Origin of the sequence: Micrococcus sp. Alg238-R198 (assembly GCF_900537135.1) — a bacterium.
GTDB lineage: Bacteria > Actinomycetota > Actinomycetes > Actinomycetales > Micrococcaceae > Micrococcus > Micrococcus luteus.
On record NZ_UNRH01000011.1, the window covers coordinates 50,423 to 62,016 of the forward strand.

Sequence of the window (11,594 nt, forward strand, 5' to 3'; positions counted from 1 at the left end):
CCGTGAGCGATGGTGAGGGCGTATAGCTCAGGCGGTTAGAGCGCTTCGCTGATAACGAAGAGGTCCCAAGTTCAAGTCTTGGTACGCCCACTCCCACCACACAGAGCCCCGGTCCGCTGGGGCTCCGTTCGTCTCCGGAGGTCTTCCCATGGGTCGACTGGCACGCGTGGCCCTCGTGGTCAGCGCCGCGGCAGCCGCCTATGGGGCGCGTCTCTGGCGGGAGAACAGTGCGGGGAAGGACGTCTGGGCCACGGCCACGGACGACCTGCCGGAGGACGCCGACGGCGTCGAGCCGGCACCGGAGGACTGACCGGTCCTCACGGGGGCATGGCGCAATTGGTAGCGCACCTGCTTTGCAAGCAGGGGGTTAGGGGTTCGAGTCCCCTTGCCTCCACCGAAGAAGGGCCCGGGAGTCGTGAGACTCCCGGGCCCTTTCGTATGCCCAGGGTGGCCGCCGGCGCCGGCACCGTGGGCAGAAACCGGCGACCCGGGGGCTCCTGGGGCACAAACCGCAGGACTTCGGGCCCCGTGGGCAGAAGAGAGGGCGTTTCTGCCCACGGAGGGACGGGGATGGCCTGCCCCGAACCCCCGCCGCCGGACCCGCCCACCGCGCCCACCGCCGTCGTGCGTGGTGTTGGATGGTCCGGTGAACACCACCATCGACACCCCGTCCCCCGACCGACCCGCCTCTGGGCAGGGCACTCCGGCCTACGCCCGGGTGCCCGCGAGCTACTACGACATCTTCGTGGGCGTCTTCATCGCCCTCCTGATCCTCTCCGGCGTCACCGCGGCCAAGCTCTTCTACGGCCCCACCGTCCCGGTCATCTCGGACCTCTTCTACGACGGCGGCCCGCTCATCTTCGACGGCGGCGCCTTCCTGTTCCCGTTCGCGTACATCGTCGGCGACATCCTCGCCGAGGTGTACGGCTGGCGCCGGGCCCGCCGCGCCATCGTCCTCGGCTTCGCGATGCTCGTGCTCGCCGCCCTCACCTACACGGTGGTCTCCTGGACCACGCCCGTCGAGGGCTTCGAGGTGTGGGACCAGGCCCTGGCGCCCATGCTGCGGATCACCGTGGCCGGCTTCGTCGCGTTCCTCGTGGGCTCCCTGCTCAACGCGTCCATCGTGGTCCGCCTCAAGGAGCGCATGAGGGAACGGCACGTGGCGTTCCGGCTCATCCTCTCGACCGTGGTCGGCCAGTTCTTCGACACCCTGATCTTCTGCACCATCGCCTACGCCGGCACCATCTCGCTGCTGGAACTGGCGAACTACACGGTGACCGGCTTCGCGTACAAGACTCTCGTGGAGATCCTCATCGTGCCGGTGACCCTGCTCGTCATCCGCGCCCTCAAGCGCCGGGAGCCCACCTACCGGGCACCCGGCTTCGAGATCCACCGCGACGACGATCCCGCCCTCGCCCCGGCCGCGTCCCGCTGACCCGCACGGGCCCCGGCGCGGCCGCGCCGGGGCCCGTCCGTCGCGCGCACCCCGCCCACCGGCTACCGTCGGTGCCATGGGCAAGGACCTCTTCGAGCACGAGCAGCAGCAGACCCTCAGCCGTGAGCAGGCCGCCGCACGCCTACGCGACCTCGCCGACCAGCTCTCCCGGCAGAACGAGGTGCGGGTCGAGCACGGCGGCCGCGACGTCGTCGTCACCGTCCCGGACCGCGTGGGCCTCGAGGTGGAGCTCGAGGTCGAGGACGGCGGCGACGCCGAGCTGGAGATCACCCTCAGCTGGTGACCGGCCCCGGGCCGGCCGCTGCCTCCCCGTGCCTCAGAACGTCCAGGGCTCCCCGGGGGCCAGGCGCCGGTAGTCGGTCACGCCCTCGGCGAGACCCGAGAGCACCCGATCCACCACGCCCTTGCCGTCCTCGCTGAGGATGCCGTCGTGGATGGGGCGGGTGTGCGTCGCCGCGATGGCCCGCATCTGGTCCACCACGTCCGCGATGCGCAGCCACGGCGCCGCGGCGGGCAGCAGGAGCACCTCGACGTCGGCGTCCGGCACCGTGAACGAGTCGCCGGGGTGCAGCACGGCCCCGTCCACGAGGTAGGACACGTTGACCGGGCGCGGCACCTCGGCGTGGATCACCGCGTGCTCCCCGCCGAGCACCTCCACCCGGAAGCCGGCGGCCTCGAACGTCTCCCCGGGGACGGCCGTGTGCACGCGCCCGGCGGCGAGCCCCGCCTCCGCCAGCGGCCCCGTGAGGTCCCGTGGCGCCCACACGTGCGTCTCCGTGCCGGCCAACGCCCGGGCCAGCTGCTCGGGGACCACGTGGTCCGGGTGGCCGTGCGTCACGAGGACGGCGTCCGCGCCGTCCAGGACCGCCGCGTCGCTGAACGCGCCGGGGTCGAACGCGAGGCACCGGCCGGCCTTCTCGAGGCGGACGGCCGAGTGGCCGAAGAGGGTCAGGGTCGTGCTCATGCAGATCACTCCTCCGCCCGGCGTCGGGATCCCGGGCGCTCCCAGCCTCCCGCGCGCTCCCGGCGGCGGACAAGGCCCGCGCCCCGTTCGACGGCGGCCCACCGGCTCCCGCCCCGACCTGCGCCCGGACGCGCGCCGGCCCGCGCCCCCTCGGTCCTGCCGAGGATGCGCGGGCCGGTCGCCGTCCGCTGCGCGCTCAGGGCGCGGGGGAGCGGGTCAGCGCTGCTGCCCGGGCTGGACGCCCAGCACCTTCGCGTTGGCGGCGGCCACCGGGTCCGGCGTGGCGGTGTCCACCCGCACGCCCTGACCCGCCGCGGCCGAGCCGGCCTCGGCCACGACCTTCTGCTGCTGGGCGTAGGGGTTGTTGGCCTCCACCACCGGGATGTTCGCGGTGATCGGGCCCGGCACCGGGGCGGTCCACGGATCCTGCACCGGCTTGGTCAGGCGCCACAGGGCGAAGCCGGCGCCGGCGGCGGCGGCCGCCATGCCCGCGACGATCCAGGCGCGGCCGCCCGAGCGGGAGGCCCGGCGACCGGCGGCACGGTTCAGGTCCTTCTCGGCGGCGCCGGCGTACTGCTCGGCGCCCTGGCGCAGGCGCTTCACGATCGCCTTGTCCCCGGTGAGCTTGATCAGGGCCTGCTCCAGGGCGTCCGGGACCTCGACGTCGTGGGCGGTCTTGCGGGCGTGCGCGGCACCGTCGGCCAGGCGGGCGGCGGCCACGGGGAGGACCTCCTCCTTGCGGCGCTGGGCGTAGTCGCCGGCGTCGGCCAGGCGGGCCTGCACCTGCGGGCCCACCTTCCCGCCCTGCTCCTGCAGCGCGGACAGACCCGTGGCGAGGAGGCCGGCGAGGGTCAGGCCGCCCGCGGCGGCGGCGTCCTTGGCCTGGCCGGCACGGTCGCTGAACAGGGCGGCGGACCGCTGCGCGTCCTTGCGGGCGCCCTTGGCGGCCTTCTTCGCGTCCTTGCGCAGGCCCTTGGCGGTCTGGCGGCCGTCCCGGCGCAGCTGCTTGGCCTTGCGGCCCCCACGACGGCGGCCCTTCTTCGCGGCCCTCTCGGCGTCCTTGCGCGCCGCGGCGAACTGCTGCTGCACCTCGTGGCCGGCGTCCTGCGCCTGGGCCTGCAGGTGCTCGAGGAAGTCCTGGACGGTGTCCACGCCCTTGGCGACGGCGGGGGCCAGCAGCCCGTACTGGTGCGCGACGGCCTCGCCGGCCTTCCGCGCCCCGCGCTCGACCACGGGGCCGTACTCCTTCTTGGCGTCCTGGGCCTTGCGGCGGCCCTCCTCGGCCGCGGCGGAGCCGCCGATCAGCCCGTAGGCCGCGGCCACCTCGCTCCAGGCGCGGGTGGACTCCACCTTCGGGGCGGCCCAGTGGCGCAGGTTCTCCGCCTGGCGTGCGACGAACGCGTTCGCGCCGCCGTCGTGCTGGATCTCGTCGTGCAGGGTCGTGCGAGCCATGTGATGCCTCCCGTGAGTTCTGGATGGTCGTTGAACGCGGTGGTCCTCGAGGCCCAGCCTAGTGGCCGACCCCCGCCGTGGCACGGGTCCCGGCACGCCGGGAGTGCGTACGCCGATCGCGGAAGATCCCGAGCCCGGACGGCGGGATCCGGACGGCCCGCCGCCGCGGATGGAACAATGGGGCGCATGGCGAACAAGACGCACACCGCGACCATCCACACGAACCACGGCGACATCGTCGTCGAGCTGTTCGGCAACCACGCCCCGAAGACCGTGAAGAACTTCGTGGGTCTCGCCACCGGCGAGCAGGAGTGGACCCACCCGCAGACCGGTGAGAAGAACAACGGCGCCCCGCTGTACTCCGGCACCGTGTTCCACCGCATCATCAAGGACTTCATGATCCAGGGCGGCGACCCGCTCGGCATGGGCATCGGCGGCCCCGGCTACCAGTTCGGCGACGAGATCCACCCCGAGCTGCAGTTCGACCGTCCCTACCTGCTGGCCATGGCCAACGCCGGCCCCGGCACCAACGGCTCGCAGTTCTTCATCACCTCCGTGCCCACCGGCTGGCTCAACGGCAAGCACACCATCTTCGGCCAGGTGAAGGACGAGGCCTCCCAGAAGGTCGTGGACGAGCTCAACGCCGTCGCCACCGATCCCCGTGACCGCCCGCTCGAGGACGTCGTCATCGAGTCCATCGACATCGACGAGGCCTGAGCAGCCCCTCGGTGAGCACCACCCCCTCTGACCCGCACGGCCCGGACTCCGCGGACGGCACACCCCCGGTGTGCCCGCGGCATCCGGGCCGTGCCGCGTATGTGCGCTGCGCCGTCTGCCGGCGCCCCGCGTGCCTCGACTGCCAGCGTCCCGGCTCCGCGGCCGGACCGGTCTGCGTGGACTGTGCGTCCGGCGTCGTGGCCGGCCCTGCTCCGACGGTGGCTCCCGCCGGCGCCGCCGCGTCGGTCCCGGTCCGACGGCGGACGGGCTTCGCCGCCTCGCCCGTCACCTGGATCCTGCTGGCGGTCACGGCGGTGGTCTACGCGGCGCAGTGGATGACCCGGGACCAGGCGTCCGGCGTGACCGAGGCGCTCTGGTACGCCGGGCTCTACACGTCCCCGTACGGCATGGAGCCGTGGCGGATGGCCTCCTACGCGCTCGTGCACGACGTCTCCGGTCCCACGCACCTGCTGCTGAACATGCTCGCGCTGTGGGTGATCGGGCGCGTGCTCGAGCCCGCGCTGGGCTGGTGGCGGTTCCTCGCCCTCTACGTGCTCTCCGCCGTGGGCGGCGCGGTGTTCGCGCTGTGGGTCTCGGACCCGCTGCAGCCCGTCGTCGGGGCGTCCGGCGCCGTGTACGGCATGTTCGCGGCCCTGTTCCTGCTCACCCGGGTGCGGGGCGGCCAGGTGCGCTCGATCGCCGTGCTGATCGGCCTGAACCTCGTGTTCTCGTTCCTGTTGCCCGGGGTGGCCTGGCAGGTGCACGTGGGCGGGCTGCTGACGGGCGCCGTCGTCGCCGTCGTGTTCTCCCTGGCCGGCGGGCTGCGGCCCGGCCGCGCGCGCGTGCCGTCCGTGGGCGCCCAGGCAGCCGGCCTCGTGGTCGTGGCGGCGGCGCTGGCGGCGCTCACGGTGCTCGGCGCCGCACGGGTCACGGTGGCCGGCCTGCTCGGCTAGATGTATGAGGCCAGGAGGTTGTTGACGCGAATTGGCACGAGCGTGGCCGGCGGCTGACCGTCCGCGGCACCGTGCGGGCGGTGGTAGTTGTAGTGCAGGTTCCAGCGCTCGAGGGCGTTGGCGCGTTCGTCTTCTGAGGTCCATGTCCGTGCATAGAGGAACTCTTCGGCAAGGATCCGGTTGTACCGCTCGATCTTTCCGTTGTGGCGGGGCGTGTAGGGCGTGATCCGTTGGTGCCGCGACCCGGCCAGTGCATCGGCGAACGCTGAGGCGCGGTAACAGGATCCGTTGTCGGTCACGATCCGTTCGATGTGCGTGATGCCATGAGCCGCGAACCATGCCCGCGCTCGCGCGAGGAACGCAACGGCCGTCGCGGCCTGCTCGTTCGGCAAAGCCTCGGTGTACGCGAGGCGTGAGTAGCCGTCAATCGCTGAGTGGAGGTAGACGTAGCCGGCTCGCGTGCCGCGGGTTTTCGTCCGCGCGACGGCGCGAGCTTCCGGGCTGTCCTTGCCATGAGCCCGCCATCCGCCGCCATCGGGGATTCGGCCGACCTTCTTGACGTCCAGGTGAACCATGTGGCCGGGGCACCGAGCGACAATCTTCCTCGCTTCGCGGTTACTTTCCCCGGTCGGGTCGATGAAGCGGCGCCGGTTGAGCTGCAGGTCGGTGAGGATGCGACTCACCGTGCGCCGACTGATCTGAATGCCGACCTGTTCGAGCTCGAACGTGATCCGAGCCGCTGACCACTTGTGCTCGCGCCGCATGCGTTCGACTTCGCGAACAACGACGTTGGGGGTGGCTGTCGGGGATTGCTTAGGCGTCGATGAGCGGTCGAGCAGACCGACCTCACCGAACTCACGATGGCGATGGACCCACTTTGACGCGGTAGCGCGGGAGATTCCCATCTCAGCTGCCACGTGAGCGATCGGCCGGGTCTTGCAACGCTCGACCAGCCGCCGACGTCCCTCGACTGACAGTGGCGAGTTGCGGTGAGTCATGCACGTCCTTCGAAGAATGTTCCAGTCGAGTCGCTGAGTCCCGGACCAAGCCCCCCATTCAGCCGTCGGCTACTGACCCTCGTGGTCGCCGCCTGACACGCCGAGGCCGACGTTCGTGGTGTCGCAGCAGGCCTCCGGCGATTCGGAACTGGCTCGACGCCGCCTATGGGCGGCGCCAAGGGCGAGTACTACGAGGAGGGAGATGACCGCGAGCGCCGCGATCGGCGCCGTGTGAGCCTGAACCCAGCCGGACAGGGTCGTTGAGAGCCTGGCGACACCGCCGGCACGGCCGGTCGCGACGAGGTTGTTGTCGGCGGTGGCGGCGGGCCACCAGTACCACGCGAGGTAGACGCCGGTGAGCAGCAAGACGGCGCCGGTGATCCGGGGGCCATAACTCCCGAGGCGTGCGACGTGGCGGGTTAGGCCGGTACCCGCGGCGGTGGTCGCGAGTGCGAGCAGCAGCAGGATGCTGGCTGAGCCGGCGGCGTAGACACCGAAGACCAGCAGCAGCCCCGCGTAGCTGGCGGTGGCCTGTGCCTGGGCGATGACAGCAAGGATCACTCCGAAGGTGCACGACAGGGAGGCGAGGGCGTAGCCGATCCCGAAGACCAGCATCCGGGCGGTTGGCGGGAGGCCTTCGGTTGCTCGGCCGGTGATCCGGGGCAACCGCACGGAGATCGAACGGCCGGCCAGCATCCACAGGCCGAGGAGCACCAGTAGGACGCCTACGGCGAGACCGAGTTTGGGCGCTGCCTGGATCAGGCCCCGAGCCCCGGCGCTCACCAGCAGGCCCGCAGCTGCGAGGGTGCCGGCGAACCCGATCGCCAGTGCGATTCCGGACCGCAGGGCCCTCAGCAGCCGCACCGGGACGGGCGAGGCGTCAGCGTCGCCGAGGGTCTGGCTGATCCAGGCCGGCAGCAGCGCGAACCCGCATGGGTTGACCGGCGCCACCATGCCGGCGGCGAAGGCGAGGCTGAGCAATCCGCCCATGGATCAGGCTCCGGCCTTGACGAGTTCGGCGGTGATCGTCTTCGCGTCGGGCTCGGTGGCACGGAAGGTCACCTTGCCGTCGCCGTCGATGACGATGAGGGTGGACAGGGCGGCAACGTCGAATCGCTGGGACAAGGCGGCACCCTCGTCTATGGCGGCCGGGACGTGTTCGGCGTCGACGTACTCCATGAATCCCTCGATGGTCTCCTTGGACTCGCCGGGGTCCATGTCGACGGCGAGGAAGCTCGCCCCAGCACCCGACTTCTCGGCAGCGGTGGCGGCCTCGCCGAGGGAGCGGACGCCTTCAACGCATTCGCCGCAGCCGACGGAGAAGAAGAACACCGCGGTCGGCTTCCCGCTGGCGGGCAGGCTGACCATCTGGCCGTCGATGCTAGTAACCGCCGCTGGCGTGCCCGCATCTGCGGCTGGTGTGGCGTCGGTGTTTCCGCAGGCGGTCAGAGCCAGGGAGCCTGCAAGCAGGAGGCCGGCGACCGAGAGGGTCGCGCGGCGGGTGCGGGTAAGCGTCATCGGTTCTGGTCGTCCTTCGTGTCGCTGGGGTGGGTGGAGTTCACAGGCGGGCAACAGCCATGCCTGGCGTTGTTGCCGCCGCTGCGGCGCCGCGTGGTCGCGAGGACCGCGAGCACCAGGACGGCGATGCCGGTGCCGATCACCCAGGGGTTGCCGAGGAACCCGCCGACACTGGCCAGCAGACCACCGGCGAGGAGCAAGGGAAGTAGGGCGCAGCAGGCGACCATGAGCAGCGCGGCCCCGGCTCCGAGGAGCAGGCCGCTGCCTCCCGGTTGGTCGTCGTGGTGGACTTCATCGGAGTGGAGTTCCCTTCGGTGTTCTTGGTCAGCAGCGGCAGTGGCCGTCGTCGGCCACTGCCGCGTTGGCCTGGAACTGGTTGAGGAAGCCGGTCGTGAGGTCGGTGCCGATCCGATAGGCAACGGCCACGGGCACGACCTCGGCGCGGGGGTGCTCGGCCAGCCAGCCCGCGGCGTCCTCATCGGAGGTGAAGTAGTGGACCTGGTTGCAGAAGGAGGACCGGATCGAGGTGATCTGGTCGGGGTTGACCAGCGACACCACCGCGGTGGCGGGTTCGACGCTGGTGACGCCGGCGACGGGGTCGATGGTGACCCGGATCGGCTCGCCGCTGGTCGGGGAGACCGACTCCACGCTCGCCGCGCGCTCGAGCAGGGTCGGAAAGATCAGGGTGTCCAGGGCGCACCAGGTGTAGAGCTCCTCACCGGCCACGGTGAACCGGTGAGGGGTGGGGCGCAGGGTGAGGCCCTGGCCGATGATGCGGCCCTGGTCGTCGTACTCGGTGTCCGGCACCGCGGCCAGACCCGTGCGTACGTCGTCGACCGGACGGCCGGCGGCCGCGGCGAACTGCTCGACGGTGACCGGGCCGCCCTCGACGATCAGCCGCAGCAGCGGGATCGATAGGACGGCGTCAAGGCCGGTCTCTTCGGTGTTGTTGAGTCGTTCGGGCAGTTGCGTCGTGAGCTCCGACATGGCGGTACCTTCTTCATGAGTCGGGTGGAGGCTGTCGGCTGCGGGTCACGCGCAGCAGGACAGCTTGGAGATGTCGGTGGTGAAGGCCTTGGCGGCGATCCGGATGCCTTCGGTCATGGTCAGGTAGGGCGCCCATGCGTCGGCGACCTCGGTGACGGTCTTGCCGAGGATGTGGACACCGGCGGCGGCGAGCTCGCCGGCGTCTTTGGCGACGGCGGTGAGGCCGAGGATCTCGCCGGTCTCAGCGTTGGCGACGATCTTGATGAAGCCGCGGGTGTCGCGGTTGACCAGCGCCCGGGGCACGTAGTCCAGCGGCAGGACGCGGCAGTCGCAGCGGATCCCGGCAGCGAGCACCTGGGCCTCGGTCATCCCGACCGCGCCGATCGCCGGACTGGTGAAGGTCACCCGCGGCAGCCGGCTGTGGTCCACCGACCGCTCAGCGCCAGCGAACGTGTTCTCGGCGACCATGTTGCCGTGGTGGGCGGCGACGTAGACGAACTCGGGGTGCCCGGTCACGTCGCCGGCTGCCCAGATCCGGGGGTTGGAGGACTGCAGTTGGTCGGTGACCACGATCTCGCCCGTGTCGCCGGTCTTCACCTCCACCGCATCGAGGTTCAGCCCATCGGTGACCGGTCGGCGGCCGAGGGCGACGAGGACCTGTTCGGCGTGGAATTCCTGCTCGCCGCCGGAGATGTCAGCGGTGACAACAACCTGGCCCCTGACGTCGTCACGGGCAACGTGGGTCGGGACCGCACGGCGGACCACGCGGATGCCCTCGTCGGCGAAGACCTCCTGCAGCGCCTTGGATACCTCCGGCTCCTCCTTCGACGCCAGCCGGGAACGAACCAGCAGGGTGACGTTCGACCCGAGCCGGGCGAACAGTTGGGCCTGCTCCAAGGCGACGTAGCCGCCGCCGAGCACCAGCAGCGAGTCGGGAACCTTGGTCAACTCCATCGCCGTGGTCGAGGTCAGGTAGCCGGCCTCCTCAAGACCGTCGATCGGTGGGGCCCATGCGCTGGCGCCGGTGGCGACCAGGTAGTGATCAGCGTCGATCGTCTCGACCGCACCGTCAGTCGCGGTGACCTCAAGAACGGGCGCTTCTGGCGTGCCGGCGAACGCAGCGTCGCCGTGGCGGATCTGCCAGCCGTAGGCGTCGGCGACGTCGACGTACTTCTCACCCCGAAGTTCCTCGACGAGGTCCTGCTTGCTGCTGATCAGCGCGGGCATGTCCACGTCGTCCGCTGTGGTGGCGATCCCCGGGAAACGGTTGCCCGCCTCGGCAGCGGTCTGGCGGGCCTCAGCGGCGGCGATGAGCGCCTTCGACGGCACGCAGCCGGTGTTCACGCACGTGCCGCCGAAAGTGCCGCGCTCGATCATCACCACCGACTTGCCGAGCGTGGTCGCGCGGATGGCGGCGGCGAACGCGGCGCCACCCGATCCGATGATCGCAAGGTCGTACCTGGACTGCATCCCGATTCCTCCCCTGAGTCTTGAGAATTGCTCTTGATGCAGCCACAATGGACCTTCCAGTACGGGGGAAGGTCAAGTGCGACCTGTGACACATCGGAGACCCAGATGAGGATCGGCGAACTCGCCGAGGCGGCCGGCACCACCGCCAAGACCCTGCGGTTCTACGAGGAGCAGGGCCTGCTTCCCGCGGCCGAGCGCACCGCGTCGGGATACCGCGACTACGATCCGGAAGCAGCGACTCGGATCGACTTCATCCACCGCGGCCAGGCTGCCGGACTTACCCTCGCGCAGATCAAACAGATCCTCGACATCCGCGATGGAGGCGAGATTCCCTGCGGCCACGTCCGGGACCTCCTAGACGTTCGTCTGAAGGACATTGAGCGCCAGATCTCGGATCTCGTCTCCCTCCGCGACAACGTTGCCGCCCTCCGCGACGCAGCCGCAGAACCCGAACCCGAGACCTGCAACGCCGACGAGGTCTGCAGGTACCTGTAGCCAATCCGAGATGACGCGCGCAGAGGCGGAGCCTCCTGCCGCGACCTTCCTACGTAACCACAACGTTATGGCCAGCAACAGCTAGACCGTCATCCCCGACCGTCCCCGGAGTTCTCCACAGGCGGGTGTGCACTTCTTCCCACAGGGGTGTCCACACCTGTGGACAACTCCGGGGACAACTCGTCTCCGGGCGGGATCGTGCGGATCAGCCATCCACAGGGTTGTCCACCGCTGTGGAGAACTACACGCGTGTCATTCGCTCCAGCGGGACATCATGAGGAACCCGATGAGCGCGATGCCGAAGCCCACGAGGATGTTCCAGCCGCCGATCTGCACGATCGGGAAGAGGCCCTGGGTCAGGTAGTAGACGATGATCCAGAGCAGGCCGAGGATCAGCAGGCCGAACATCACGGCCTTGTACCCGGGGGAGAGGGGCTTCGGACCCGGGTCCACGTCCCCGAGGTCCGTCCGCACGGCGGAGCGGCTGCGGCGCGCGGCCTCGAGCTCCTCGCGCTTCCGACGGGCCGAGTCCTTGCGCTTGCCGGCGGGTGCTGCCACGGATCTTCTCCTCGGGTGGGGGGGGG

15 protein-coding genes and 2 tRNA genes are annotated in these 11,594 nt (G+C 70.6%); 8 read left to right on the forward strand and 9 right to left on the reverse strand.

Annotated elements, in window-relative coordinates:
* The first annotated feature begins 16 nt into the window (after positions 1 to 16).
* The 5 genes from G6R13_RS10095 to G6R13_RS10110 all read left to right on the forward strand — a co-directional run bounded on the left by G6R13_RS10095 (position 17) and on the right by G6R13_RS10110 (position 1,739).
* A tRNA-Ile gene (locus G6R13_RS10095) sits at positions 17 to 90 on the forward strand.
* A gap of 58 nt (positions 91 to 148) precedes the next feature.
* Positions 149 to 310 carry a hypothetical protein gene (locus tag G6R13_RS12240; protein WP_020624432.1) on the forward strand — a complete coding sequence of 54 codons (162 nt, stop codon included), beginning with the start codon at positions 149 to 151 and terminating at the stop codon, positions 308 to 310.
* A gap of 11 nt (positions 311 to 321) precedes the next feature.
* Positions 322 to 394 (forward strand) — tRNA-Ala (locus tag G6R13_RS10100).
* A gap of 252 nt (positions 395 to 646) precedes the next feature.
* Positions 647 to 1,435 (forward strand): queuosine precursor transporter, encoded by a 789-nt coding sequence (locus G6R13_RS10105; protein WP_049145006.1) that lies wholly within the window; start codon positions 647 to 649, stop codon positions 1,433 to 1,435.
* A 76-nt stretch (positions 1,436 to 1,511) separates the two neighbouring features.
* Positions 1,512 to 1,739, forward strand: a complete 228-nt coding sequence (locus G6R13_RS10110) for an amphi-Trp domain-containing protein (RefSeq protein WP_020624434.1) — start codon at positions 1,512 to 1,514, stop codon at positions 1,737 to 1,739.
* Between the two features lie 33 nt (positions 1,740 to 1,772).
* Here G6R13_RS10110 and G6R13_RS10115 read toward each other — a convergent pair whose 3' ends face one another.
* Both G6R13_RS10115 and G6R13_RS10120 read right to left on the reverse strand, forming a co-directional pair.
* Positions 1,773 to 2,420, reverse strand: coding sequence for an MBL fold metallo-hydrolase (locus G6R13_RS10115; protein ID WP_163721613.1), 648 nt, complete (start codon positions 2,418 to 2,420; stop codon positions 1,773 to 1,775).
* Positions 2,421 to 2,636: 216 nt separating this feature from the next.
* Positions 2,637 to 3,872, reverse strand: coding sequence for a hypothetical protein (locus G6R13_RS10120; protein ID WP_163721615.1), 1,236 nt, complete (start codon positions 3,870 to 3,872; stop codon positions 2,637 to 2,639).
* A gap of 186 nt (positions 3,873 to 4,058) precedes the next feature.
* Here G6R13_RS10120 and G6R13_RS10125 point away from each other — a divergent pair, with 186 nt between their 5' ends.
* Entirely contained in the window at positions 4,059 to 4,589 is a 531-nt protein-coding gene (locus G6R13_RS10125; protein ID WP_163721618.1) for a peptidylprolyl isomerase, read from the forward strand.
* Positions 4,590 to 4,600: 11 nt separating this feature from the next.
* A complete protein-coding gene (locus tag G6R13_RS10130) occupies positions 4,601 to 5,542 on the forward strand; it encodes a rhomboid family intramembrane serine protease (RefSeq protein ID WP_012750684.1) in 942 nt (313 codons plus the stop codon).
* Here the strand turns inward: G6R13_RS10130 and G6R13_RS10135 are convergent.
* From G6R13_RS10135 to merA, 6 genes are all read right to left on the reverse strand, one after another.
* Positions 5,539 to 6,540, reverse strand: a complete 1,002-nt coding sequence (locus G6R13_RS10135; protein ID WP_145950735.1) for an IS481 family transposase — start codon at positions 6,538 to 6,540, stop codon at positions 5,539 to 5,541. The genes G6R13_RS10130 and G6R13_RS10135 overlap by 4 nt on opposite strands.
* A gap of 69 nt (positions 6,541 to 6,609) precedes the next feature.
* Positions 6,610 to 7,530, reverse strand: a complete 921-nt coding sequence (locus G6R13_RS10140) for a cytochrome c biogenesis protein CcdA (RefSeq protein WP_058623030.1) — start codon at positions 7,528 to 7,530, stop codon at positions 6,610 to 6,612.
* Between the two features lie 3 nt (positions 7,531 to 7,533).
* Positions 7,534 to 8,058: a TlpA disulfide reductase family protein gene (locus tag G6R13_RS10145; RefSeq protein ID WP_005882713.1), complete on the reverse strand. Its 525-nt coding sequence runs from the start codon at positions 8,056 to 8,058 to the stop codon at positions 7,534 to 7,536.
* A complete protein-coding gene (locus tag G6R13_RS10150; RefSeq protein ID WP_145950754.1) occupies positions 8,055 to 8,315 on the reverse strand; it encodes a hypothetical protein in 261 nt (86 codons plus the stop codon). Before G6R13_RS10150 ends, G6R13_RS10145 begins: the two co-directional genes overlap by 4 nt.
* Before the next feature lie 67 nt (positions 8,316 to 8,382).
* Positions 8,383 to 9,045: an organomercurial lyase MerB gene (gene merB, locus G6R13_RS10155; protein ID WP_145950734.1), complete on the reverse strand. Its 663-nt coding sequence runs from the start codon at positions 9,043 to 9,045 to the stop codon at positions 8,383 to 8,385.
* Between the two features lie 45 nt (positions 9,046 to 9,090).
* Positions 9,091 to 10,515, reverse strand: coding sequence for a mercury(II) reductase (merA, locus tag G6R13_RS10160; protein WP_145950733.1), 1,425 nt, complete (start codon positions 10,513 to 10,515; stop codon positions 9,091 to 9,093).
* 105 nt (positions 10,516 to 10,620) lie between these two features.
* Between merA and G6R13_RS10165 the strand changes: the two genes are divergently transcribed.
* Complete coding sequence (locus tag G6R13_RS10165) at positions 10,621 to 11,010, forward strand: heavy metal-responsive transcriptional regulator (protein ID WP_040347802.1); 390 nt, start codon at positions 10,621 to 10,623, stop codon at positions 11,008 to 11,010.
* Positions 11,011 to 11,262: 252 nt separating this feature from the next.
* Here G6R13_RS10165 and G6R13_RS10170 read toward each other — a convergent pair whose 3' ends face one another.
* Complete coding sequence (locus G6R13_RS10170) at positions 11,263 to 11,568, reverse strand: cell division protein CrgA (RefSeq protein WP_144786682.1); 306 nt, start codon at positions 11,566 to 11,568, stop codon at positions 11,263 to 11,265.
* Between the last annotated feature and the right edge of the window lie 26 nt (positions 11,569 to 11,594).